At 47.2% G+C, this 26,531-nt stretch carries 20 protein-coding genes; 11 read left to right on the top strand and 9 right to left on the bottom strand.

What is annotated here, in order from left to right:
- Nucleotide 1: 1 nt before the first annotated feature.
- Both mnmG and mnmE read right to left on the bottom strand, forming a co-directional pair.
- The gene (gene mnmG / locus GVY42_RS10870) at nt 2-1,888 is read right to left on the bottom strand and encodes a tRNA uridine-5-carboxymethylaminomethyl(34) synthesis enzyme MnmG (RefSeq protein ID WP_074035252.1); all 1,887 of its coding nucleotides are present in this window, start codon (nt 1,886-1,888) and stop codon (nt 2-4) included.
- 15 nt (nt 1,889-1,903) lie between these two features.
- Nucleotides 1,904-3,283 (bottom strand): tRNA uridine-5-carboxymethylaminomethyl(34) synthesis GTPase MnmE, encoded by a 1,380-nt coding sequence (gene mnmE / locus GVY42_RS10865; RefSeq protein WP_031424082.1) that lies wholly within the window; start codon nt 3,281-3,283, stop codon nt 1,904-1,906.
- Nucleotides 3,284-3,455: 172 nt separating this feature from the next.
- Between mnmE and GVY42_RS10860 the strand changes: the two genes are divergently transcribed.
- Entirely contained in the window at nt 3,456-4,214 is a 759-nt protein-coding gene (locus GVY42_RS10860; protein ID WP_159563193.1) for a nucleotidyltransferase domain-containing protein, read from the top strand.
- Nucleotides 4,215-4,227: 13 nt separating this feature from the next.
- Here GVY42_RS10860 and GVY42_RS10855 read toward each other — a convergent pair whose 3' ends face one another.
- From GVY42_RS10855 to rpmH, 4 genes are all read right to left on the bottom strand, one after another.
- Complete coding sequence (locus GVY42_RS10855; RefSeq protein ID WP_159563192.1) at nt 4,228-4,773, bottom strand: HdeD family acid-resistance protein; 546 nt, start codon at nt 4,771-4,773, stop codon at nt 4,228-4,230.
- A 102-nt stretch (nt 4,774-4,875) separates the two neighbouring features.
- On the bottom strand, nt 4,876-5,736 hold the full coding sequence (gene yidC, locus GVY42_RS10850) for a membrane protein insertase YidC (RefSeq protein ID WP_015880218.1): 861 nt from the start codon (nt 5,734-5,736) through the stop codon (nt 4,876-4,878).
- 104 nt (nt 5,737-5,840) lie between these two features.
- On the bottom strand, nt 5,841-6,185 hold the full coding sequence (gene rnpA / locus GVY42_RS10845) for a ribonuclease P protein component (RefSeq protein WP_015880217.1): 345 nt from the start codon (nt 6,183-6,185) through the stop codon (nt 5,841-5,843).
- A gap of 154 nt (nt 6,186-6,339) precedes the next feature.
- The gene (gene rpmH, locus GVY42_RS10840) at nt 6,340-6,474 is read right to left on the bottom strand and encodes a 50S ribosomal protein L34 (protein ID WP_015880216.1); all 135 of its coding nucleotides are present in this window, start codon (nt 6,472-6,474) and stop codon (nt 6,340-6,342) included.
- A 764-nt stretch (nt 6,475-7,238) separates the two neighbouring features.
- On the opposite strand from rpmH, the gene dnaA reads away from it, so the two are divergent.
- The 8 genes from dnaA (at nt 7,239) to guaB (ending at nt 19,134) form a co-directional block, all read left to right on the top strand.
- Nucleotides 7,239-8,618 carry a chromosomal replication initiator protein DnaA gene (gene dnaA / locus GVY42_RS10835; protein ID WP_159563191.1) on the top strand — a complete coding sequence of 460 codons (1,380 nt, stop codon included), beginning with the start codon at nt 7,239-7,241 and terminating at the stop codon, nt 8,616-8,618.
- Between the two features lie 196 nt (nt 8,619-8,814).
- On the top strand, nt 8,815-9,954 hold the full coding sequence (gene dnaN / locus GVY42_RS10830; RefSeq protein ID WP_026824743.1) for a DNA polymerase III subunit beta: 1,140 nt from the start codon (nt 8,815-8,817) through the stop codon (nt 9,952-9,954).
- 126 nt (nt 9,955-10,080) lie between these two features.
- Complete coding sequence (gene yaaA, locus GVY42_RS10825; RefSeq protein ID WP_015880213.1) at nt 10,081-10,296, top strand: S4 domain-containing protein YaaA; 216 nt, start codon at nt 10,081-10,083, stop codon at nt 10,294-10,296.
- Nucleotide 10,297: 1 nt separating this feature from the next.
- Nucleotides 10,298-11,416, top strand: coding sequence for a DNA replication/repair protein RecF (gene recF, locus GVY42_RS10820; RefSeq protein ID WP_159563190.1), 1,119 nt, complete (start codon nt 10,298-10,300; stop codon nt 11,414-11,416).
- 49 nt (nt 11,417-11,465) lie between these two features.
- Nucleotides 11,466-13,394 carry a DNA topoisomerase (ATP-hydrolyzing) subunit B gene (gene gyrB, locus GVY42_RS10815; RefSeq protein WP_074035264.1) on the top strand — a complete coding sequence of 643 codons (1,929 nt, stop codon included), beginning with the start codon at nt 11,466-11,468 and terminating at the stop codon, nt 13,392-13,394.
- 22 nt (nt 13,395-13,416) lie between these two features.
- Nucleotides 13,417-15,984 carry a DNA gyrase subunit A gene (gene gyrA / locus GVY42_RS10810; RefSeq protein WP_015880210.1) on the top strand — a complete coding sequence of 856 codons (2,568 nt, stop codon included), beginning with the start codon at nt 13,417-13,419 and terminating at the stop codon, nt 15,982-15,984.
- Nucleotides 15,985-16,041: 57 nt separating this feature from the next.
- The gene (locus GVY42_RS10805; protein WP_159563189.1) at nt 16,042-17,031 is read left to right on the top strand and encodes an HD-GYP domain-containing protein; all 990 of its coding nucleotides are present in this window, start codon (nt 16,042-16,044) and stop codon (nt 17,029-17,031) included.
- A gap of 639 nt (nt 17,032-17,670) precedes the next feature.
- Complete coding sequence (guaB, locus tag GVY42_RS10800) at nt 17,671-19,134, top strand: IMP dehydrogenase (RefSeq protein ID WP_074035270.1); 1,464 nt, start codon at nt 17,671-17,673, stop codon at nt 19,132-19,134.
- A gap of 40 nt (nt 19,135-19,174) precedes the next feature.
- Here guaB and GVY42_RS10795 read toward each other — a convergent pair whose 3' ends face one another.
- The 3 genes from GVY42_RS10795 to GVY42_RS10785 form a co-directional block, all read right to left on the bottom strand.
- Entirely contained in the window at nt 19,175-22,597 is a 3,423-nt protein-coding gene (locus GVY42_RS10795; RefSeq protein ID WP_159563188.1) for an alpha-amylase family glycosyl hydrolase, read from the bottom strand.
- 140 nt (nt 22,598-22,737) lie between these two features.
- On the bottom strand, nt 22,738-23,358 hold the full coding sequence (locus GVY42_RS10790) for a class A sortase (protein ID WP_159563187.1): 621 nt from the start codon (nt 23,356-23,358) through the stop codon (nt 22,738-22,740).
- On the bottom strand, nt 23,355-24,758 hold the full coding sequence (locus GVY42_RS10785) for a PLP-dependent aminotransferase family protein (protein ID WP_159563186.1): 1,404 nt from the start codon (nt 24,756-24,758) through the stop codon (nt 23,355-23,357). The genes GVY42_RS10790 and GVY42_RS10785 overlap by 4 nt, the downstream gene beginning before the upstream one ends.
- A 288-nt stretch (nt 24,759-25,046) precedes the next feature.
- Here GVY42_RS10785 and pdxS point away from each other — a divergent pair, with 288 nt between their 5' ends.
- On the top strand, nt 25,047-25,937 hold the full coding sequence (pdxS, locus tag GVY42_RS10780) for a pyridoxal 5'-phosphate synthase lyase subunit PdxS (protein ID WP_012727762.1): 891 nt from the start codon (nt 25,047-25,049) through the stop codon (nt 25,935-25,937).
- 1 nt (nt 25,938) lies between these two features.
- The gene (gene pdxT, locus GVY42_RS10775) at nt 25,939-26,517 is read left to right on the top strand and encodes a pyridoxal 5'-phosphate synthase glutaminase subunit PdxT (RefSeq protein WP_159563185.1); all 579 of its coding nucleotides are present in this window, start codon (nt 25,939-25,941) and stop codon (nt 26,515-26,517) included.
- The last annotated feature ends 14 nt before the right edge of the window (nt 26,518-26,531 follow it).

Here is a 26,531-nt window from a genome sequence, read left to right as displayed (position 1 = left end):
TTCACTCCACCGTTGCGTATTGTCCTTGTTCGATATAGACGAGCAAGATTGACACGTCTGCTGGGTTTACGCCTGAGATACGAGACGCTTGACCGATCGAAAGAGGACGAACTTGTTTTAGTTTTTGTTTCGCTTCTGTCGCGAGACCACCGATCGCATCGTAATCCAAGTTTTCCGGGATTCGTTTTTCTTCCATGCGACGCATCTTCTCGACTTGTTCAAGCTGTTTGGAAATATAACCTTCATACTTCACTTGAATCTCGACTTGCTCTTTCACTTCATACGACAATTCTTCCGTTGACGGAACGACCGTCATGAGTGCTTCATAAGATACTTCCGGACGTTTCAACAAGATGTTGGCATGCGTCGCTTCTTTAAGCGGGTGCGCACCGACCGATTCGAGCATCGCATTGACTTCAGGTGTCGGTTTGACGACAAGTGACGCAAGTCGCTTCACTTCTTTTTCAATCGCTACACGCTTCTCGTTGAGGTGAGTGTGACGATCTTCTGAAAGTAAGCCGATCTCATACCCGATGTCGCTGAGTCGCAAGTCCGCATTGTCATGACGCAACAAAAGACGGTATTCGGCACGTGATGTGAGAAGGCGATACGGTTCGTTCGTACCTTTCGTCACGAGGTCATCGATTAAGACGCCGATGTACGCTTGCGAACGGTCCAAGATGACCGGATCTTTTCCGAGCACTTTGCATGCGGCGTTGATTCCCGCCATGATGCCCTGTCCAGCCGCTTCTTCGTACCCGCTCGTCCCGTTGATTTGTCCCGCTGTGAAAAGACCTGGGACAGCTTTTGTTTCGAGAGTTGGCCAAAGCTGTGTCGGTACGACCGCATCGTATTCAATCGCATAACCGGGACGCATCATCTCTGAATTTTCAAGACCCGGGATCGTGCGAAGCATCTGATGTTGCACGTCTTCTGGCATACTCGTCGAAAAGCCTTGGACATAGATTTCTTCCGTATCGCGACCTTCTGGCTCTAAGAAGATTTGGTGACGCGGTTTATCATTAAAGCGAACGACCTTATCTTCGATTGATGGGCAATAACGGGGCCCCGTTCCTTTAATCGCACCCGAATACATCGGTGAGCGATGCAAGTTCTCATCAATCAATTGGTGTGTACGTTCGCTCGTGTACGTGAGCCAGCACGGGATTTGTTCGATCGGATCCAAGTCCGTCGAGGTGTACGAGAAGAATGATGGATTCTCGTCCCCTGGCTGAATCTCCGTCTTCGAATAATCAATCGTCTTGCCGTCGATTCGTGGCGGTGTTCCCGTTTTGAATCGAACTAAGTCGAGACCGAGCTCTTCAAGATGCTTCGATAGCTCGACCGATGGCATTTGGTTGTTCGGACCACTCTCGTAAGCCAATTCCCCGATGATGATTTGACCACGCATGAACGTTCCCGTTGTGACGATGACCGCTTTCGCGCGATATTCTGAACCTGTGTTCGTTACCACGCCACGTACTTCTCCGTCCTCAATCAACAAGCGCTCGACTAGCGCCTGACGAAGCAGCAGATTCGGCTCATCTTCTAGCACTTTCTTCATATGATTTTGGTATTGGAATTTGTCCGCCTGTGCACGTAGCGCACGTACCGCCGGCCCTTTCGATGTGTTGAGCATCTTCATTTGGATGTATGTCGCGTCAATCGCACGCCCCATCTCGCCACCGAGCGCATCGATTTCACGTACGACGATCCCTTTCGCCGGCCCACCGATTGATGGGTTGCAATACATGAATCCGACCATATCAGGGTTCATGGTGAGCATCGCTGTTTTCGCGCCCATTCGAGCCGATGCGAGTGCTGATTCAATCCCTGCGTGTCCGGCCCCGATGACGATGACGTCAAATTCGCCTGCCGTATAAGCCATATTCGTTCCTCCTTATTATTTCCCAAGACAAAACTGTGAAAAGAGCTGATCAATCAAGCTCTCCTGTACGGTATCTCCATTGATTTCACCGAGCGTATCCCACGCACGACGTAAATCGATTTGAACCATGTCGATCGGCATATTCATGACGGCACTACCGAGCGCCTCATCAATTTGACCAATCGTTCGTTTGATTAACTGAATGTGTCGAGCGTTTGAGATATACGTCATATCCTGTGACTCGACACCTTTTGCGAAGAATAGATTTGCGATGGCCGCTTCAAGGGCATCGATTCCTTCATCTAGCAAGAGCGATGTCGCCACAATTGGACGTCCTGCCGCTAGTTTCTCTAGCTTAGAAGAATCCATGTTTTGTGGCAAGTCTGTCTTGTTGATGATGATGATGGCATTCATTCCTTTAACTGCCTCAAATAACGCCTCATCCTCGACAGTCAATCCCTCATGTCCGTTCAAGACGAGAAGGACCAAATCTGCCGCTTCTAACGCTTTTCTCGACTTTTCCACACCGATTCGTTCCACGATATCTTCCGTTTCGCGAATCCCTGCCGTATCGATCAATTTGAGCGGAACACCTTTCACGTTGACGTATTCCTCAATTGTGTCACGTGTCGTACCGGCAATTTCGGTGACAATCGCTTTTGTCTCTTGAACGAGCGTGTTCATCAAAGAAGATTTTCCGACGTTCGGTCGACCGATGATTGCCGTGGCCAAGCCTTCACGTAAGATTTTCCCTTGTCGCGCTGTCTCGAGTAACTGTTCGAGGACACGTTTGACCTCGCCCGCTTTCTCTTCGACGATGGCCTGGGTCATCTCTTCTGCGTCATATTCTGGATAGTCGATGTTGACCTCGACCGCCGCAATCGTCTCGAGCAATTGTTGACGTAACTCGCGAACGAGGCGTGACAAACGTCCTTCCATTTGCGCCATCGCAACGTTCATTGCTCGGTCCGTCTTCGCGCGAATCAAATCCATGACCGCTTCCGCCTGAGATAAATCGATCCGACCATTTAAAAAGGCGCGCTTCGTGAACTCGCCCGGTTCTGCTAGGCGGATGTCGGGTTGATCGAGAATGAGCTCAAGGACACGATTGACCGCTACGACGCCTCCGTGACAATTGATTTCGACGACATCTTCTCGCGTAAACGTCTTCGGCGCGCGCATAATACTGACCATGACTTCATCGACGATTTCGCCCGTATTAGGATATTTTAACGTTCCATAATGAATCGTATGTGAATCGACTGTTGTTAAGTCTTTCCCAGAAAACACATTGTTCACCGTTTCGACCGCCAAATCGCCCGATAGTCGGACGATCCCGATGGCACCTTCACCCATCGGCGTCGAAATCGCTGTAATCGTGTCAAACTCTAGCATCTTTCTCCCTCCAAACCTAAACATCTTCTTCTATCATATGCATAACGAACCTACTATACACGATATTCGACTTGAACGAAAGAGTTGGACCATTGATAAAGTCATTGCCATTCGACTCATCGTTTTCGTACAATAAAGGAATATATTTACATAGGAGAGAGATGATCTAAAGATGAAACAGCAAGACGCAATCCGAATCATCACCGAACGATTACAGCACGATGAAGCGGTTCAAGCGATTTTTATGAAGGGTTCATTCGGTCGGGGAGAAGCCGATGAACATTCAGATATCGACCTCTATGTCATGGTACACCCCGATGAAGAGGTCTCTTTTCTATCTAGACGCCTCGAGCATGTAACCGCCTATCGTCCGATTCTGTTAAAAGACGAGATTCACATCGTCGCTCCACAACTCATCGCCGTCTTTGATGATTTTCTTCACCTCGACCTGTTCACGGTCACGCAAGAGACGTTGAATCATCAAGACTCGATTCATGTGCTCTACGACCCACAACAGCGACTTGCTAGACACGCCACTTCCTTGCAATTAGACGAAGCGGCAATCAGTGACCATGCGTTCGATACCGTGTGGTTCTTTTTCCAATATACAAAATCACGCAATCGAGGCAACGCGATGTGGGCAACGGAGATGCTCCGGCAAGGAATGGTCCATTTCGCATATGTGTTAGCCGCTCACCACACACCGGACCGGGCTTCCCTTGGTTTAAAAGATGTGACGCAGCGACAAAAAATCGACCTCCGCTCATTTTATGACCATTTGACCCCCGCCTCACACGAAAAAGCCGCCCACATCTATCTGGAGCGACTTCAGGTAGAGCAAACTTTTTTCACATCACTACCTGGCTACAACGTGTTCGGACCGTTCATGGAACAGTTGATTCAACGAGAAACAAGCCGTCCTGGCATATAGGGCGGCTTGTTTTTTAGTATCTTGCTTGGCGTTTCGTCGAACGAATCGTGAAATAGAGGAACAGTTCCAGTATCGCGATGGCGATGAGAATGCCGCCGAACAGTTGGAACAAGACAAGTAGACTACTGAACGGATTCGTCAACATGAGAATCCCGACACCTATCCACAATAGACTTCCAATCAAAAACCAAAGCCATCGTCCCGACATCGATTGACGGTAACCGAGTGCCTGAATCAGGCGGATAATTCCACCGAATAAGAACAAGGCTCCGATCAAAATCGGGAGAAGACTAGCTAGCGTCTCCGCGAAGAAAAAGACGACCACTGCCAAAATCAAATAGATGAGACCCATAAAGAAAGTGGGTGGCAACCCTCCCTGACGTCGACGCAACCCTTGAAAGATCATCCAAATCCCCATGATCGCTAAATAACCGGCAATGACATACACCATGACATCAAAGAAAAATCGAGGATATAACAGAATGAGAACACCAAGTACAAAATAAATGACCGCTTGCCATAACGTCGAACGTTCCAAACGCTGAATGAATGCCTCCATTTTCCCACACCTCCGTTTACTCGTTTCTATCTCTATTCCCCTCTGACTGGCTTGCAATCCCACAAAAAAAAGCTGAGCGTCAGAAGACACTCAGCTTAGCGATTATTTACGCTTTTTCTTTTTGTTTTTCTTTTCTTCTTCAGCAAGCGCTGCACGCTCTGCTTCTTTCGCAGCGATTTTCGCTTCAGCCGCAACCTTCATCTTCTCACGCATCGGGAGCATGATTGCCATCGTGACGATGATCGAGATGATATAACCGACTACCCAGTATAACGAAAGGGCAGCTGGGAGGTTGATCGACATGACGAAGATCATGACCGGGAAGATATAAAGCATCATCTTCAACTGCGGGTTCTGTTCTTGACCCGCCATTGAGATTTTTTGTTGTGCGAACGTCAAGATTGCCGCTAAAATCGGCAAGACGAACGTTGGATCCGGAGCACCGAGGTCGAACCATAAGAAGTTCGCTTCGAAAATCTCAGGTGTACGGCGAATCGCATCATAGAATGCGAAGAGAATCGGCATTTGAATCAAGATTGGCAAACATCCCGCGAGCGGGTTGATTTGGTATTCCTGATAAAGCTTCATCATCTCTTCTTGGAGTTTACGTTGTGTTTCCTGGTCTTTTGAGCTGTACTTTTCACGAAGCTTCAGCATTTCTGGTTGCAACACTTGCATCGCACCCATACTCTTCGTCTGCTTGATCATGAGTGGGAGAATCAATAACCGGACGATAATCGTCGCGATGATGATTGAAATCCCGTATTGCCACGGGCCACCGACCAAGTAAGCAACTTCCTTCAAAAGCCATGCGAGCGGCCATACAAAGTACTTCGCCCAGAAACCTTCTGTGTCAGCCGTTACTGGTTCGGCTTGGATGGTAGACGGATCCACACAGCCTGCCATCAGCATGATGACCGCGGTCATGGCAGCGAGTAATCCTAATTTTAGCTTTTTGCTCATAGTTCCTCCTACGCTTTCTTTATCAATTCTTTTTAACGCACACGTCGATCGGGCAATCTTATCAGACTCTAATTATATGAGAGAACAAATTCAGATTGTCATGGTCACCGGCCCTGCTTTTGCCAAACCTTGGCCCGTTTGAATACGTGTTTCAAACTCTCGGTTACTTCCGACTGCGTCAATGCGGTCGCAGGTTTTCGAGCGATGATGACATAATCATTCGGTGCAACGTTTGGTTCGAGCAAGCGAAGCGACTCACGCATCAATCGTTTCATCCGGTTCCGTTCCACAGCATTTCCAAGTTTCTTACTGACGGAAAGACCCACTCTGAAATGCGTTTGATCCGCTTTGAGCGTGTAGACGACAAACTGACGATTGGCCACGGAGCGTCCTTCGCGAAACACCGCTTGGAACTCTTCATTCTTTTGCAGGCGGTATTCTTTTTTCAAAATTCTCACTCCATCCTTCGCTTCAAAAATCGTCAACTAACATCATATCATATCCACATCATTTGAACGAGGGAGAATCCATGAAATACTACGTTTCTGTGACAAACTAAAAAATTGCCCGAGGAAAGGATCCCCGGGCAATCTTCATTCAGAATTATACAGTCAAGGCTTTACGGCCTTTACGACGACGAGCAGCAAGAATGTTGCGACCGTTTTTAGTCGCCATGCGTGCACGGAATCCGTGAACTTTCTTACGCTTACGGTTGTTAGGGTTGAAAGTTGGTTTCATGGTTACAGCACCTCCTCAAGATTAACGCTCTATTAGCAAGTTATAGTTTCATTTAAGGCAGTCTTTAAGATTATATAAATCGATTCAACAATTGTCAATGTATTTTCGGATGGTTTTCGAATTCGTAGAATGAGGCACTCAGAAAGCATTCATCCACATGGATTCGATCCTTATCCGAAGGACGAGTAGGGGATGAATGTATACACAACCTTTACGTATTTTATAAACGGTCTTTATAAATAGCCACGTTGAGCCATTTTATCCACAAAATCTCGAAGTTATCCACATTTATATGTGAATAACTCCTCTTTTTTCATATTCTTATTCTTTATTTTTTCATTTTCTTCTTTTACAAAAACAATCTTTCATTTCACTTCTTCCTCTTTTGTGTATAACTTTTTCATCTCATATTCTATCATTAGTGCTTTATCCACAATATATCCACAGGTTATCCACAAAACACACAGCATGTGGATAAGTGGGTGTGGATACTTTTCTTTATCTGTGGATAAATACCAAAAAGCATTGCCACGTCTATTTTATTTTGCTAAACTGAATGTGCACAAACTTGTGGATGAACAATTCGTGATTCCAAGATATACACAGGCTGTGGATAAGTGTTATCCCCATAATGAACACCATGTGGATAACTTTATCCACAGTTTTTGTTCTCTGGGGATAACCCTAGTTTCTACTATAGAATAGTGTATGTGTATATCGTGTGAATAAGTTTTACCCAACATGTGAGTAAAGGAGGTCTTTCATTGAAGAATGCTCGCGAGATTTGGAGAAACGTCTTATCGGTAATCGAGGAAGAAGAACGAACTCCAAAAGCCAGTTTTGACATGTGGTTAAAATCAACCGAGGGGATATCATTGATGGGAACGACGCTCGTTGTGTCGGCACCCGCCAGTTTTATCGTCACGTGGTTAGAGCGACAGTATCTCTCTCTGTTACAAGATACGGTTGAAGAGATCACAAACAACAAGCTTGAAATTCATTTCATCGAGGAATCTCAAGCACACAAGTATGCTCCAGCGGATGGAACGTCAAATGAGTCCATCGCCGTGACAGAAACAAAAGAACAGCCCGTGCTATTACCTTCAAAAGAGGAAGGGGATCTTGGTCAACTGAATGACAAATACATTTTCGAGACGTTTGTCATCGGATCGGGGAACCGTTTTGCCCACGCCGCATCACTTGCTGTCGCTGAAGCACCTGCACGCGCCTATAACCCGCTCTTCATTTACGGAGGCGTTGGACTTGGTAAAACACATTTGATGCATGCGATTGGTCATTATGTAAAAGGTCAAAAACCGGGGGCTCGCATTGCCTATGTCTCTTCTGAGAAGTTCACAAATGAATTTATCAATTCGATTCGGGATAATAAGACCGGTGAGTTTCGGAACCGTTATCGAAACATTGATGTACTATTGATTGATGATATTCAGTTTTTAGCAGGGAAAGAACAAACCCAAGAAGAGTTTTTCCACACATTCAATGCATTGCACAATGATCAGAAACAAATCGTGATTTCAAGTGATCGACCACCAAAAGAAATCCCGACGCTAGAGGATCGACTTCGTTCACGCTTTGAATGGGGCCTAATCACAGACATCACACCACCGGACCTTGAGACGCGAATTGCGATTCTTCGCAAAAAAGCGACCGCGGAAGGGCTTGATATCTCGAATGAAGTCATGCTGTATATCGCGAATCAAATCGATACGAACATTCGGGAACTAGAAGGGGCACTGACACGAGTCGTCGCTTATGCAAAACTTGTCGGACGACCAATCGACCCGGACGTGGCAGCCGAAGCGCTTCATAATATCATGCCTGTCCAGGAAGCGAAGAAAATTGTCATTCGCGATATTCAAGAAGTTGTCGGTCAACACTTCAACATTCAAGTAGAAGAATTGAACTCGAAAAAGCGAACCAAGACGTTGGCATTCCCACGTCAAATCGCAATGTATCTCTCGCGGGAGATGACGGAGAGCTCTTTACCAAAAATCGGGGAAGAGTTCGGAGGGCGTGATCACACGACTGTGATTCATGCACATGAAAAAATTAGCACCCTTCTAAAGAACGATGTGGAAATGCAAGAGACGATTCAAACGTTGAAGAAGGCACTTTCTAACTAATGAAGAATTCTCTGTGGATATCCTGTGGATAAACCACCTTAGTTATCCACAAGTTATTCACAGGCGAAATGGCTTAACACGTATGGATTAGGGGACTTATCCCCAGTATCCACAGCCCTTATTACTATTATGACTTAATTAATACTATTATATTATTAGGAAATGAACTCATTTCACCTTAGGAGGAATTATCCACATGCATTTAACGATTCAACGAGATGTATTCATGCAAGCCGTACAAGACGTATCAAAAGCTGTGGCTTCACGAACGACCATTCCAATTTTGACAGGCTTGAAACTTGAAGCACATGCGGATGGCTTAACACTGACAGGAAGTGATACCGAGATTTCGATTGAACGCTTGATTCCAATCGAAGAGGGTGGAATTGAACTCATTCAAATTCAACGTGCTGGAAGCGTCGTGTTGAACGCACGCTTCTTAGGAGAAATTGTGAAGAAGTTACCGACGAACGAGGTCACACTCGAAGTTTCACCGAACTTCATGACGCGCATTGAGTCTGGTCAAGCAGAGTTCCATTTAAACGGTCTTGACCCGGATGAATATCCACGCCTACCTGAACTTGCGAGTGATCGTCGCTTCTATTTGCCGGCTGATCTATTGAAGACCATCATCCGTCAGACGAGCTTCGCTGTTTCTTCACAGGAGACACGTCCCGTATTGACAGGGGTTAACTTCTCAGCAGAGAAGGGCTTCCTTACATGTGTCGCAACCGATAGCCACCGTCTGGCGCTTCGTCGTGCGCGGTTTGAGACAGATAACGATTTGACGTTCCAAAATGTCGTCGTTCCTGGTCGCTCACTCAACGAATTGGCAAAATTACTCGACCGTGAAGAGTTGCCGATTGAAATCGTCTTAACGGACCAACAAATTTTATTCCGTATGAAAAACATCTCATTCTTCTCTCGTTTGTTAGACGGTGCCTATCCAGACACGTCACGTCTCATTCCGGAAGAATATCGCACAGCCGTTCGGATGAATGCGAAAGAGTTCTTACAGGCCATTGACCGTGCATCACTCCTAGCACGTGCCGATCGCAACAACGTCATTAAATTTGTGGCGGAAGATACAACGGCAGTTGAAGTCTCTTCACACTCGCCGGAAGTCGGAAAAGTGTCGGAACGTGTCAGCATCCTGTCGCTTGAAGGAGAAGAACTAAAAATTTCCTTCAACTCAAAATTCGTGATGGACGCGCTCCGCGCACTCGATGCATCTGAAATCGAAATCCAGTTCACGGGTTCGATGCGACCGTTCATTTTACGACCGGTTGAACAAGATAGTGTTCTTCAACTGATTTTGCCAGTCCGCACATCGTAAGCTGCGGGTAGGGATGATGAGGTGTCTTGCCTTGTCATCCCTCTTTTTGCCTTATTCGACGATTTTCGATAAACTAATATGTATGGCGATTTTTTCAGATCAGCATGTGAGAAAGGAAGTGACGACATGGAAAAAGTGTCGATTACAACCGAGTATGTAACACTCGGACAATTTTTAAAATTAGCAGATATCATCTCGAGTGGGGGACAAGCAAAGTTCTTTTTAGAGGATGTCATGATTAAAGTGAACGGTGAGCAGGACCAACGCCGTGGTCGTAAATTAAGAGATGGAGATACAATCGAAGTCGAAGGCTTCGGGGAATATCAAATCGAGGGAAACTGACGTGCATTTAAAGTCGATCCGATTGCAAAACTATCGCAACTACGAAACCCTCGAGCTAGATTTTTCAGAACAGACGAATGTTCTGATTGGTGAGAACGCCCAAGGAAAAACGAATCTTCTCGAATCGATTTACGTACTTGCGCTCGCAAAATCGCATCGGACGACACAAGACCGTGAGTTAATCGGTTGGGAAGCCGATGCTGCGAGTATCGAAGGACGGATTCATAAACGGACGGGCGAATCGGTGCAGAGTCTCTCTTTTTCTCCTAAAGGCAAGAAAGCAAAGCTCAATCATTTGGAACAACGTCGTCTCAGTGACTATGTCGGCGCATTTAACGTCGTCTTGTTCGCCCCAGAAGACTTAGCCATCGTCAAAGGCAGTCCGCAAGGGAGACGGCGATTTTTAGATATGGAAATCGGTCAGGTCAGTCCGGTGTACTTACACGAGCTCAATCAATACTTGAAGACGTTGAAACAACGGAACGCCTTGTTGAAGCAGTTATCCACAAAAGGTGGCGACGAGACGTTACTTGAAGTCTTGACGGATCAATTGATTGAACTTGCCGTAAAAATTGTGATGAGACGCTATCACTTCATCGACCAGCTCGAAAAATGGGCCAATCCCATCCATTCCGGAATCACGAGAGAACTCGAAACACTGACGATTCAATACGTTTCCGACACGTTCCAAAAAGAACGCTTCTCAAAAGAACAGATGTTTGAAACGTATCGTCAAAAGTTTGATAAAATAAGAGAGAACGAACGACGAAGAGGTGTGACCTTGTTTGGTCCGCATCGTGACGATTTTGAATTGTATGTCAACAATCGAAACGTTCAAACGTTCGGTTCACAAGGTCAGCAACGAACGGCGGCCTTGTCATTGAAGCTAGCTGAGATTGAATTGATTCATGAAGAAGTAGGCGAATATCCTCTGTTGTTATTAGACGATGTGTTATCTGAGCTTGACGATCATCGCCAAACCCATCTCCTCGATACGATGGGACGGAAAGTACAAACGATTTTGACTACAACAAACATTGACGGGATTGCACATGAGACCATTCAACAAGCTAAAGTGTTTCACGTGAAACAAGGTGAGGTTGAAACGGAGTCCGTGTAATCGTGGCAAGAAGGAACACCAAATCATGTATAGTAGGTGAAAATAACCGATGAGTAATGAAAATGAAAAAGAATTGCAAGCGTACGGCGCCGATCAGATTCAAGTCCTTGAAGGCTTAGAGGCTGTCCGTAAACGTCCAGGGATGTATATCGGTTCCACAAGCTCTCGCGGTCTCCACCATTTGGTATGGGAGATTGTCGATAACTCAATCGATGAGGCGCTCGCTGGTTATTGTGACACGATCACAGTGACGGTTGAACCAGGGAACTCGATCGTTGTTGAAGACAACGGACGTGGGATTCCGGTCGATGTTCAAAAGAAAACGGGTCGACCTGCCGTTGAAGTTATTTTCACGGTGTTGCACGCAGGTGGTAAGTTCGGCGGTGGCGGATACAAAGTATCAGGTGGTCTTCACGGTGTCGGGGCGTCGGTTGTTAACGCCTTATCGACGAAACTTGAAGTGTTCGTTCGTCGCGATGGAAACGTATATTACCAATCGTTCAAACGTGGTGTCCCACAAGGTGAACTCGAAATCGTCGGGACGACTGACACGACTGGGACGACAGTTCGTTTCTTCCCAGACGGAGACATCTTCCAGGAGACACTCGAATATGACTTTGATCTGTTAGCGACACGCTTACGTGAGCTCGCCTTCTTGAACAAAGGGTTACGAATCGTGGCTAAAGATGATCGTAGTGACGAGACGATTGAACGGAACTATCACTATGAGGGCGGAATCAAGTCTTATGTCGAGCACTTGAACCGGTCAAAAGCGTCGATTCATGAGGAGCCTGTGTACGTACACGGTACGAAAGACGGAATCGAAGTCGAGATCGCGCTTCAATACAACGAAGGTTTCGCAAGTAACATTTATTCATTCACGAACAACATTCCGACGCATGAAGGTGGGACGCACGAGACTGGATTTAAGACGGCGCTCACCCGTGCCATTAATGATTATGCGAAGCGATTCGGATTGATGAAGGAAGCCGATGGTAGCCTCTCAGGGGATGATGTCCGTGAAGGATTGACGGCGATTGTTTCGGTCAAGCACCCTTCTCCTCAGTTTGAAGGGCAGACGAAGACAAAACTCGGGAATGCCGATGCGCGTACGGCAACGGACACATTGTTCAGCGACACGTTCGAACAATTCCTACTCGAGAACCCGTCGGTCGGTCGCCTCATTGTCGACAAAGGCTTGATGGCGGCACGTGCGCGTCTTGCTGCGAAACGTGCACGCGAGATGACACGTCGGAAAGGGATTCTCGAAGTCAGTTCATTGCCAGGGAAATTGGCAGACTGTTCGTCAAAAGATGCATCGAAATCTGAACTATACATCGTTGAGGGTGACTCAGCGGGAGGTTCTGCGAAATCTGGACGTGATCGTCACTTCCAAGCCATCCTTCCGATTCGAGGGAAAATCATCAACGTTGAGAAAGCACGTCTTGATAAGATTTTGGCCAACCAAGAAGTCCGGACCATCATCACTGCTCTCGGAACAGGGATTGCCGATGAGTTTGACTTATCGAAAGCGCGCTATCATAAACTCATCATCATGACCGATGCCGATGTCGATGGTGCGCACATTCGGACGTTATTGTTGACGTTCTTCTATCGTTACATGCGCCCACTCGTTGAAAGTGGATATGTTTATATCGCGCAACCACCACTCTATGGTGTGAAGCACGGGAAAGAAACCATCTACGTTCAAAACGACCGTGAGTTGCAGGCAGCGATTGCACAACTTCCTGAAAATGCACGTTATAGCGTTCAACGTTACAAGGGTCTCGGAGAGATGGATCCTGAACAGTTATGGAATACGACGATGAACCCGGAAACACGTTCGATGCTTCGTGTCGACCTGCAAGATGCAATCGAAGCGGATGAAATCTTCGAAACGCTCATGGGTGACAACGTCGAACCACGCCGTGACTTTATTCAATCTCACGCCCATTACGTGAAGAACCTCGATATTTAATAAGAAGGGTAGGCAATAACGAATGGCAGAACAAGAAAATATCAAGGATATAAATATTAGCCAGGAGATGCGAACGTCGTTCATGGACTACGCGATGAGCGTCATCGTATCACGTGCCCTTCCGGACGTGCGAGATGGATTAAAGCCGGTTCACCGTCGTATTTTATATGCGATGAACGAACTAGGTATTCGCGCGGACAAGCCACATAAGAAGTCGGCGCGTGTCGTCGGGGACGTCATCGGTAAGTACCACCCACACGGTGACTCAGCCGTTTATGAGACGATGGTCCGCATGGCTCAGGACTTCAGTTATCGCTACGAATTAGTCGACGGTCACGGGAACTTCGGTTCAGTCGATGGCGACTCGGCCGCTGCGATGCGTTATACCGAGGCACGTATGTCTAAAATTGCGATGGAACTCGTACGAGACATCGGAAAAAACACGATTGATTATCAACCAAACTTCGATGGTGAAGAAAAAGAACCAGTCGTACTTCCGGCACGTTTCCCGAACTTCCTTGTGAACGGGACGAGCGGGATTGCCGTTGGTATGGCGACGAACGTTCCGCCTCATAACTTGAACGAGGTCATCGACGGTGTACTGGCGCTTTCTCACAACCCGGACATCACGATTGCAGAATTGATGCAACATATCCCGGGTCCTGATTTCCCGACTGCGGGAGAGATTTTGGGACGTAGTGGGATTCGTCGTGCATACGAAACTGGACGTGGATCGATTACGATGCGTGCGAAAGCTGAAATCGAGGTCTTGAAAAATGGCCGTGAACGGATCCTCGTGCACGAGATTCCTTACCAAGTCAACAAAGCGCGTCTCGTTGAAAAGATTGCCGATTTGGTTCGCGACAAGAAAATCGAGGGAATCACGGACTTACGCGATGAATCAGACCGTAACGGGATGCGCATCGTGATTGAAGTTCGCCGCGACGCGAATGCGAGTGTCATCTTGAATAACTTGTACAAGCAAACACCGATGCAAACGACGTTCGGTGTTAACATGCTCGCGCTTGTAGGCGGTCGTCCAAAAACGTTGAACATCAAACAAGCAATCTATTACTACATCGAACACCAAAAAGAGGTCGTGCGTCGTCGGACGCAATTCGATTTAGACAAAGCGGAAGCACGTGCCCACATTTTAGAAGGTCTTCGTGTTGCCTTGGATCACTTGGATGAAGTCATCGCCATCATCCGTAGCACACGCACAGGTGACGAGGCTCGTGAAAAGTTGATTGCCCGCTTTGGACTTTCGACTGAACAGACGCAAGCAATCTTAGATATGCGTCTCCAACGCTTGACTGGTTTGGAACGTGAGAAGATTGAAGGCGAATATCGTGAAGTGAAAGCGTTAATCGAAGAACTTCGTGCGATTCTCGGAGACGAAGAATTGCTACTCGATATCATTCGTAACGAGTTAATCGAAATCAAAGAGCGATATGGTGATGCTCGTCGTACGGTGATTCGTACGGATATCGTTGAACTCGAGGACGAAGATTTGATCCCAGTTCGCGACATGATGATTACGCTCACGAGCGAAGGATATATCAAGTCGATCCCATCGGATTCATATCGGACACAGCGCCGTGGTGGACGTGGGAAACAAGGTATGGGAACGAATGATGAAGACTTTGTGCTTCGTCTGCTCTCCGCGTCGACACACGATACCATCCTGTTCTTCACCAACTTCGGACGCGTCTTCCGTCTCAAAGGATACGAAATTCCTGAGATGAGCCGTACCGCGAAAGGGATGCCGATCATTAACTTGCTGCAAATCGACAAAGGTGAAAAAGTCGAAACGATGATTCCTGTCGATTTCAATAGTTACTTGGCTAACCAAACGGTAGCGGAAGAGACACAGGATGAGTCTGAAGAAGTAGCAGACGAGCAGTTGTCTCTCGTCTTCATCACGAAAGAAGGATTGATTAAGCGTTCGCCACTTTCGGCATACGCCCGAATCAACAAAAACGGTCTACGTGCCATCAGTTTGAATGAGACAGATGAACTCGTCACGGTCCGTTTAGCGAAGAGCGACGATGAAATGTTGATCGTCACACGCCAAGGTATGTCGATTCGCTTCCCTCTCGAAGGAGAAGTTCGTTCGATGGGACGTACGGCACGAGGCGTTCGCGCGATTCGATTGAAGAAGGAAGACGATTTGGTCGTCTCGATGGAAATCGTTCGTACCACGCAAGACGTCTTGATTATCACTGAAAAAGGATACGGAAAACGTACGGCCATGGAGCAGTTCCGCACACAAGGTCGTGGTGGTTCCGGTATCATCGGAATTAAGACAGATCGTGGAACAGTCGTCGGGATGCGTGTCGTTGATGAAGACGATGACATCATGCTGATGACCGAACTCGGTGTTGCGATTCGGATTGATTCACAAACGATCTCTCAAATGGGTCGAAGTACTCGCGGTGTGAAAGTGATGAACATCGAAGAGGGCGATCGTTTAGCGACTATCGCAAAGTTGAAAAAAGATGAGTTAGAAGAGGAATCAGCAGTCGATTTGGAGAATGGGTTTGAGGATGAAGCACCTGAAACCGATGAATCGTCTGATGTGAATGAGTAAGACGAGAGGTCGAACGGTGTTTCCGTTCGACCTTTTCATATATTAGGAGGGATTCGCGTGCGTTTGAACTTATCCACTGTACATGTTGGGATGACGCTATTGTCACCCGTTTCTTCTTTAGAAGCCGGAATCCACTTAACCAATGAACATTTACGTTTGCTCCGTTTCTTAAAAATCGAAGATATCGATGTCGCACCTGTTGAACAGAAGCTCTTCACGTCTAAAGAAGAACAGCGCCTCTGTAATCAGGTCCTTCAATATGAGAAACATTATAATCAGTGGGAAGAACGGATCGCACCTAACCCATATGAAGGTCTAGAATTCATTCATCAACTATTTCGTCAGGAAGTTCCGCTTACAGCGATCGTTCATTTCTTTACGCATCAGCCGTTGCGGAAAAATCATGTCATTTACCATTCCGTCTATCGAGCGCTCGTCGCCCGTGCCTTATCGAAATATCGAGGGGACGAACATCAACTCCAATTTGATTACGGGATTGCTTCTTATTTTGCAGATGCGAGCTACGCTAAAATTCGGAAATGGTCTCATATGCGTTATTTCACAAAAATGGAACGGGAGCTATTGTATCAACACCCACTCGTTTCGGCATCGATGCTCCCGAGTACTCAAACGTTACGAGGAAGAGTGTATCAATTGATTACCGAGCATCATGAGCGATTGGATGGATCCGGGTTTCCAAAACGTCTGACGGAACGCGAGTTGAATCCAGCCTCTCCTCTATTTATTGTCGCCGATCGCTTCTGTCAGTTAACAGCACCCCGAACGTTCCGAAAGCCGCTCTCTCCAGAGGAAGCATATTTCTATATGTGGCAGAACAAAGCCTATGATGGAGAAGCTTTGTCGCTTCTTGCGACATTACTTGGATTTTATGAAATCGGTCGCCCTGTTTTATTGAGCAGTGGAGTACGAGGAACGATACATGCCTATACGAATCGTGTCGAACAACCGATTGTGCTTGAAGCGACAGGGGAGAAAGAATATGATTTATCGCGATTAACCGATGTGAGCATTGTTGCATTTCAATAAGAAGAAACTAGCGATTCCATTCAACAAAATGAAATGGAATCGTCTTTATTTATTCTTTTTTAAAAAACTTTCTTTTTATAGTTGACGGATATAATTACAGGTGCTATTATAAATGAGTCGCTAAGAGCGGCAGACGAACTTTGAAAACTGAACGATGAGGCAAAAATAAGTTTTACAATTTTTGAATGAAGCGCAAGCTTCGTCAATTTAAGAGCTATATCAAATTCTTTGGAGAGTTTGATCCTGGCTCAGGACGAACGCTGGCGGCGTGCCTAATACATGCAAGTCGAGCGCAGGAAGCCGTCTTCCCATGCCGAACACGGAAGTTAAGCGTCTCAGCGCCGAAAGTAGTTGGGGGATCTCCCCCTGTGAGGATAGGACGTTGCCAGGCAACAACGCAGGACGACCGAGCATACGCTCGGTCGTTTTTTTACGTTCATAATGAAATCGGACTTCATATTCTGCTCGTTCACACGATGAAATTCCGAACAATTTTAATGTTATTTAAGTTAATGAACACAATTCTGAACTTTCTGAACATCGGGAATTGAATTGCACTTTTACGTTATACCTGTTACCATTACAGAAATATTTCGAAACAAAGATGTAGGTAGAACGAGAAAGGGGCCATCAATTTTTATGTGGGAAAATAAGTTTGCAAAAGAAGGTTTAACATTTGATGATGTATTACTCGTACCACGGTTTTCAAATGTTTTACCACGTGACGTTGATTTAAGCACGAAGCTCTGTGAAGGACTCGAATTAAATATTCCGATCATCAGTGCCGGTATGGATACCGTTACTGAAGCCCCAATGGCGATTGCTATGGCCCGTCAAGGCGGTTTAGGTGTCATTCACAAGAATATGTCGATGGAAATGCAGGCTGAGCACGTCGATCGCGTAAAGCGCTCAGAAAATGGTGTCATCACAAACCCGTTCTATTTAACTCCAGACCGTCAAGTATACGATGCAGAATACTTGATGAGTAAGTATCGTATTTCGGGCGTCCCAATCGTCAACTCAGAAGATGAACGTCAATTGATTGGTATTTTAACGAATCGTGATCTTCGCTTCATCAAAGACTATTCGACGGTAATCAAAGATGTCATGACGACAGAGAACCTCATCACAGCAAAAGTGGGTACATCGCTTGAAGAAGCCGAGCGTATCCTTCATCAACATCGCATCGAGAAACTTCCACTTGTCGATGAGAACGGTGTATTAAAAGGTCTCATTACGACGAAAGATATCGAAAAGGTCGAACAGTTCCCGAACGCAGCAAAAGATAAGCAAGGTCGTCTTCTTGTCGCAGCTGCAGTCGGTGTGACGAAAGACGCGGCTTCACGTGCTCAAGTGTTGGTTGAAGCAGGTGTGGATGCATTGGTTATCGATACGGCACACGGTCACTCAGCTGGCGTACTTGAAAAGGTTCGTGAGTTACGTGATATGTTCCCATCCCTTCCAATCATCGCAGGGAACGTGGCGACAGCAGAAGCGACGCGTGCATTGATTGAAGCAGGAGCATCCGTCATTAAAGTTGGGATTGGACCAGGCTCGATCTGTACGACACGTGTCGTCGCAGGTGTCGGTGTTCCGCAAATCACAGCAGTCTATGATTGCGTGATGGAAGCGAAAGAGCACGGTGTCTCAGTCATCGCTGACGGTGGAATTAAGTACTCTGGTGATATCGTCAAAGCCATCGCCGCTGGAGCCAATGCAGTCATGCTCGGAAGCTTGCTTGCGGGTGTGAAAGAGAGCCCAGGTGAAATGGAAATCTATCAAGGTCGTCAATTCAAGACATACCGTGGTATGGGATCAGAAGCATCGATGAAACGCGGAAGCCAAGATCGTTACTTCCAAGAAGCAGACAAAAAATTCGTTCCTGAAGGTATCGAAGGTCGCGTCGCGTATCGCGGTGAACTGGCTGACACGGTCTATCAATTGATCGGTGGTCTTCGTTCAGGTATGGGGTATTGCGGCGCTGCCGACATTCGTGCCCTTCGTGAAGATACACAGTTCATTCGTATGACAGGTGCTGGACTCCAAGAGAGCCACCCACACGATGTCAACATTACAAAAGAAGCACCAAACTATTCACGTTAATGAAAAAGCCGCCATCCTGTTCACTCAGGATGGCGGTTCTTTATTTGCGTTTCTCGACTAAAATGACGGTACCTCCCTGATCTTGAGCAGGAAGTGAGACGGTCACCTTCCCGTCTTTTTGAACAGTGTATGATTTGCCGCTATAGCGGTCAATCAAAATAGTCTTCGCCTTATACGACGTCTTAAATGAAACGGTTTGTGCTTTCTCTTTCGTGTTCAATCCGACGAGAACGGACTGTTTGCCGTAGGCCCGCTCAAAAATCGAGTAACCAGAATTGGCATTCACAGAGACGGATGATCGTGTTCCTTTACTGAATACGTGAGAATAGTCTGCACGGATATTCAATAGTTTTTGGTAATGCGTATGCATCGCTTTCCCTTCTCCTTTGACACGTGACCAGTCAAAGTCATAGCGGTTCTCATTGAACTCACCTTTATCCATATCCCCTGCATGTTTCCCAGATTGCCCGACTTCTTCTCCGTAATAGATGACCGGTTGACCTTTGGCCGTAATCTGAAGGGCAGCAGCGACCATTTGCTTACCTGTGTCTCCATCTGCGCGCGAGACGAGGAATCCATCTTCGTCATGGCTACTTAAGAATTGTCCAAGCGTTGCTTCATTCGATAATTGGTTATTCCGATATTGGAGCGATTTTTCTACATCTTCAATGTTGCCGTTTACGAATCGCTCGGCCTGGTATTTAAAATCGAAGTCGAGCAAGGAATCCATTTGTCCACTCCGCAGATAACCGCCTGTATTGTTGATGCTGGCTCCATAGTGTTCGCCGATGAGTTTGAAATTTGGCTTGATTGTTGTCAGCTCATTTTTGAATGATTTCCACGTCGTTGAATCTACATGTTTGACCGTATCGACACGGAAATAGTCGATCGTATTTCCTTTTTTCGTTTTCGAACGTTTGATCCAATCCGTCTGCCATTTGACCAATTGCTCCCGCACGGCCGCTTCCTCGGTCTTGAAATCAGGAAGACCAGATAAGGACATTCTGAGGTCGTCCCCATCGACCGGATTCTCGCGAATCATGCCATCGAATACTTGTCGTTCTGCATCCGTCGGGAAATTCGTGACGGCTGAACTTGCACCTGGTTCCATGCCGTAGCCTGGATGGTTCAAGACGACATCGACCATAATTTTGATGCCACGCTTATGCGCCTCGTCAATCAATTTATGGAATGCGGCCATATCTCCAAGGTGTTCATCAAGTTTTTCAAAGTTTTTCGCCCAATATCCGTGATAGCCATATTGAGACCCATCTTTCCCATAACGCAAATCCCAATCGATGTTATCCACAATCGGTGTAATCCAGATTGTATTGATGCCTAAGTCATCTAAATAATCGAGTTTTTTTGTGACACCCGCAAAGTCTCCACCATGGTACGATTCCAGATGGTCTTTATCATAGTACTCACGGTTCGGATTATCATTGGACACGTCCCCGTTGTAGAAGCGGTCGGTTAGCATGAAGTAGATTCGTGCCTCATCCCAATCAAATGCTTGTTTCTCTTTCATCGATTTCGGAACGACACGGATGGTGGTCTTCGAGCGATGGACATTTCCATACTGGTCGACGGCTGTGACAGAGAGCGTCTTGTTTCCTGGTTTGATCGTATCTTTCACCGCAATGGTTTGAGCATTCAATGCACGGTCGATGTGCAACTTAGCGGGTCCTCCGAGAGGTCGTGCATCGATATAGAGTTCACGAAGCGTCACTCCCTTCGGTAAGGTTGGTTTTACCCGTAGGACGGCATTTTCTCTGGAGCTAATCGCTTTTGGACTGACTGAAGAAGTGAGTTTGACGGTCGGTTGGCGATACTCGATTTGAGAAGCCTCAAAGTACGGATCCTTCACTTCAGTCGTCACCCCGTCTTTTGTGACGAGGTACGTGTAATCATGAACGCCTTCAGGCAAACGCACTGTGTGGCGGAACCATTCGTTTTCAGGCTCATACGTCATCGGATAAGTTTCATCATTGATTTTGAGTGCGACCTGTTCGATTTCATTTATTTTTCCGGATTCATAGAGTGCTACATCGCGGTAGAAGAAACTGATCCCGTCTGTACCGTACACTGGTCCGTTGACTGTCGGAACTTGATGGAACACACCTTTGCCGCTTTCGACGAGGACCTTCGTGACACGGTCTTCTCCGAGCGTGACGTATCTGTCTTCTCCGTATGCGTCCTTCACAGCCCAATCCGTTCCTTTTCGGATCACAAATCCGACTTTGGTGGCGTCTTGGCCAACGGGGATTCGGAAGATGGCCCCGTCCTCCGTGATGCGATACGGGTCAACTTGGCCGTCTTTTTTACCGGTGCTCCACGTCCACAAGTTCCAATCCGTATAATCTCCATCCGCGCGGACATACTTCATCTCGATATAACGAGTCGTTTCCCATGGATCGGCGAGCTTGGTTGCCGTTTTGAACGAAGTCGTCAAGGCAGGGAGTGACGTGTTGGAAATCGTCCCTGTCACCGCATCCGCTGGGATGGTCGCCGTATATGACGTGTCGAGTGCGAGTGCCTCTTTCGGCTGAAGTGTCACGGTCGAACCGTTCGTTGTCACGTCGACCGGGATTTTTGTCTCTCCTTGTTGAAGCGTGACTGCTTCAGTATCGAGACGGACAGGTTCGTTGAACGTCCATGTGATTGGGGTAGACACATCCACGTCGATCGAGGATGAAGCCGGGGTCACCGAAACGACCTCAAGCTGATCAATCGTCTCCACCCCATTTAACGTGAACGGGGCACTATATACGGATTGCGTCGACGGAGTAGCAGCGACGTTCCAGCTGTTCGCCAGTTGGTTGGCCGCGTTACTTGGAATCGTATCGAACGCACCATGCTCTCCTGCATTATTGCCGCTCAATACAGTCAAGGCACGAACTTGGTCTCCATTGTTTAGCCCGAGTAAGGATAATGGAATCTTTCCTTCGAATCCTTTCGTCCGGTCCACTGTGAAAGCCGCACCGTTCAATTGGTTCAATTGTAAGAGGGGGGTATCCTGTCCGGCCTTATAAAGGGCGGCCTCTTTGACTGTTTGATCGCCATCGACACGAACGAGAACATGATATTGAGGTGCCTTGTCGACGCCTGTAAAGTCGAATGGGTATCCGAGTGGATTTTCAGAGACGCCAGAATCTTCATCGTTAATTTGAAGAGCGATGTTAATGTATTGTCCGTTGTCGCCCCAATTCGGGACATTGTTCGCATCTACATAAAAATAAAGATGTTGAGCATCGTTTTGTATGTATAAATCACCGACATCAAATCCTTGCCAACCCGTAGCCGGGGAAGTCGCAAGGGCTGGGATCGAGCTCCAGTCTGTTTTCAATCCATCAATCGTCATCGTGGTCGGTTCGGCCAATGCGTTCATCGGGACACCGGCTTGAATGAGTAATGCTCCGGAAAGGATCAGCGTTGAAGCCTGACGAGCGGTTGTTTTTTTCATGAGGCACCTCTTCCTGTCAAATGGATTTGCACACTTTTATGCAAACGTTTTCAAAAATAGTTTATCGGAACTTGAAAGCGCTAACAATATGTTTTTGAAAAAATAATAAACCGCCTCTCCTATTCTGAAAGGAGAAGCGGTCAAGAGGATGAGGCGACAAGCTTCCCTTTTACAATCAGGCGCTCTGTCGTATCGAACGTACACGTGATTAACGTGATGGTTGGGGTTGAGGTGACATCTAATACATCGACTCGTTCAGGAGAGACGGTTTCAAGCGAAGTGACTACATACTCGTACGTTTGCGTTTCATCCTGAAGGTAGATCGTGGCACCGACCACGATTTCATGGAGCGGTCCGAATAGGGCAGTTGCTCGTTGTAGGTAGTGGCCGGCGAGCGCGTAGTTCCCTTTGCCCATCTCTTGTTCAGGATGCATCGTTCCGGCGCCTACCGTGAGACTTTCATTGTCCAATCCTTTCATGATGGGAAGTTTCAGTGAGACATCGGGAATCGAAATCACGCCGATTGTCGGCAAATTATGAAACCGATTGCGCGCTTGTAGGACGTCCGATACAGAGAGCGGACTGACGGCTTTAAAATCATAGCTTGGATCAAACTCGCTCTCTTCTTGAAATTCCATCTGTTCCACCACGTATTCACTCGTCGAACTGGCAATGGCATTTTTCCAAATCGGACTCGTCAAAAAGAGGATGCCGCTCCCAATGAGTAAAAGTCCGATGAGCCACCGGATACGTCGATTCATGACTTCCCTCCTTTTGAAACTTCCCACGCAAGCATCAACTGAACGATCACGTCAGGTAAAGTCGACTCAGACAAATGCGCAAACCCGAATAGAAATTGCTTGTGGGAGTCCGGATGCACGATGCGATAGTCGTTCATGGATTTAATGGCGATTCCGGCGGATTCGGCGGACCGCTTCAATTCTTGCTCTGTTCGCTCGGTCGCGATGGTCAACACGACGTGCAATCCGGCACTTGCTCCGGTCACGGTGACGGTCGGTTCGAATGGTCGGAAGGCGGAGAGGACACTTTCTAACTTACGACGGTATATTTTTCGCATCCGGTTCAAATGCTTCTCAAAGTCACCGCTCGACATAAATAAGGCCAACGTCTGTTGTTCGAACCGGGGAACGCTACAGGTGAAATACTGGTGTCGTTCCCGGTAACGGTTTAACAAGGGTGTCGGTAAGACCATATAGCCGATGCGTAAGGATGGCATGAGAGATTTTGAAAACGTACTGATATAGATAACCCGTTCGTTCGGGTCCATGCTCTGCAGTGACGGAATCGGCTTGCCGCTATAGCGAAACTCGCTGTCGTAATCGTCTTCGATGATATACGTCTGATGGACGAGTGCCCAATTTAACAAACGTTGCCTTCGACTGACAGACAGGACGGTCCCTGTCGGAAATTGATGAGCAGGTGTGACATATAGTGCATCGATTGCATGACGCTCGAGCTCATTCACACAAACACCACTATCGTCTACGGGAATAGGAATCGATGTGCGTCCTTGTTGTTCGAACAACAAGCGCGTGAGCGGATAACCAGGGTCTTCGATCCCGAAGATAGACGAGTCCGGTAATAGATTCAAGAGTTGTGGCAACAGCTGTTCCGTACCGGACCCGACGATGATCTGTTCTGGTGAACACTGTACGCCACGGGAGTGATAAAGATATGTGGCGATTTCTTGGCGTAATTCTAGATCTCCTTGAACAGAACCTAACGCAAGTAATTCATGATTCACGTCATCGACGACATGTTTGATGTGTCGCTTCCATCGTTCAAATGGGAAGGCAGTCGTGTCGATTTGACTCGGGGAAACATCATAATCATATGTCTTTCGCTGAGGGGCTGGTGTGATGGTACTACTCGAGCGCCGGACGTACAGTTCCTCTTGAGGTAACACATAAAATCCTTTTCGAGGAATGGACTCGATGTATCCTTCGGCGAGTAACTGGGCATACGCGAACTCGACTGTGGTCTGCGAGACATCTAAAAATTGAGAGAGCTTACGCTTTGAAGGTAATTTGGTTCCTGTCTTTAACGTATCGTCGAGGATGGCATCCCGAATGTGCTTATACAATTGCTCGTAAAGCGGGATGGACGATTCTTGATCAAGCGATAAGGTAAGCATATCCATGGTGTGACGTTCCTTTCTTTACGAACCAAAAAAGAAGTAGAGCATAAACCCAAGAATGATGATGAAAGAGACAATCCCGGGTGTCCCGAATGAGGCACGATGACCCTCATCAAACGAATCGCGGTTTAACATACGTATTCCTCCTTTATACTTCAACAGGTTCGTGATAGATGAAATAGAGTCCTTTATTTAAAACTGACCACTTTAAATAATGAGAAACTGGCACTTTTAATATAGTCAATTCAACTTATACTAGCAAGTAGAACACGAATCAATGGAGGGATTTCAATGGAAAAGAGACAAGTAGGGACAGATAAAGTAAAACGTGGGATGGCTGAAATGCAAAAAGGTGGCGTCATCATGGACGTCATCAACGCTGAACAGGCGAAAATCGCTGAAGCTGCCGGTGCTGTGGCTGTCATGGCGCTCGAACGTGTACCATCAGATATCCGTAAAATGGGTGGCGTTGCCCGTATGGCTGACCCGACAATCATCGAAGACGTCATGGGTGCAGTATCTGTACCGGTTATGGCAAAATGCCGGATCGGACATATCGCTGAAGCCCGTGTCCTCGAGTCGATGGGGGTCGACTTCATTGACGAGAGTGAAGTGTTGACACCAGCCGACGAAGAGTTCCACTTGTACAAGCGTGACTATACGGCACCGTTCGTATGTGGAGCACGCGACCTTGGTGAAGCAGCCCGCCGTATCGGTGAAGGGGCAGCGATGATTCGTACAAAAGGGGAGCCAGGAACAGGGAACATCGTCGAAGCGGTTCGTCATATGCGTACAGTCCAAGCGCAAGTGAAACGCCTCTTGTCGATGAGTGTGGATGAAGTCATGACAGAGGCGCGCGACCTCGGTGCACCGTTTGAAGTATTGATGCAAATCCGTGAAGCGGGCCGTCTGCCGGTCGTAAACTTTGCGGCAGGTGGAATCGCGACACCAGCGGATGCTGCCTTGATGATGCACCTTGGGGCAGATGGAGTCTTTGTCGGATCTGGTATTTTCAAAGCGGAGAACCCAGAAAAATTTGCACGTGCCATTGTAGAAGCAACAACGTATCACGATGACTATGAGCGAATCGCACACTTGTCAAAAGGATTGGGTGAGGCGATGAAAGGACTCGACGTCCGCACACTCAAAGAAGAAGAACTCATGGCACCACGAGGCTGGTAAGATGGTAACGATTGGCGTATTAGGAATGCAAGGTGCGATTCGTGAGCATGTTCGCATGCTGGAAACGCTCGGTGCTCGAACAGTTGTCGTTCGCTCGGTAGAAGACTTGGAGTCAATTGACGGACTCGTGTTACCAGGTGGAGAGAGCACAGCAATGCGTCGACTACTCGATCGTTATGGATTACTTGAACCACTTCGAGAGACGGAAACGTTACCAATGTTCGGCACATGTGCCGGCATGATTCTTCTCGCGAACGAAGTCGAAGGGTATGACGCCCACTTGAAGAAAATCCCGATGACAGTGAAACGCAATGCGTTCGGACGTCAGGTCGACAGTTTTGAAGTCGACCTTCCAGTGAAAGGAATCGATGAGCCAGTCGAAGCGGTCTTTATTCGTGCCCCACAAGTGGCACGTGTCGAACCGGAAGTAGATGTGCTCGCTGAAGTGGAGGAAGCGATTGTGGCGGTCCGTTACAATCAGTATCTGGCTTGCTCGTTCCATCCCGAATTGACGGATGACCTCTCGTTACATCGCTATTTTATCGAGATGGTCAAAGCGAATCAGAGTCAACATGTATAAGTTTGAGGGACCTC

Source organism: Exiguobacterium sp. 8A (assembly GCF_902506275.1).
GTDB classification, from domain to species: domain Bacteria; phylum Bacillota; class Bacilli; order Exiguobacteriales; family Exiguobacteriaceae; genus Exiguobacterium; species Exiguobacterium profundum.
Note: the sequence above shows the minus strand (reverse complement) of the source record. Positions and strands in the feature narration are given on the sequence as shown.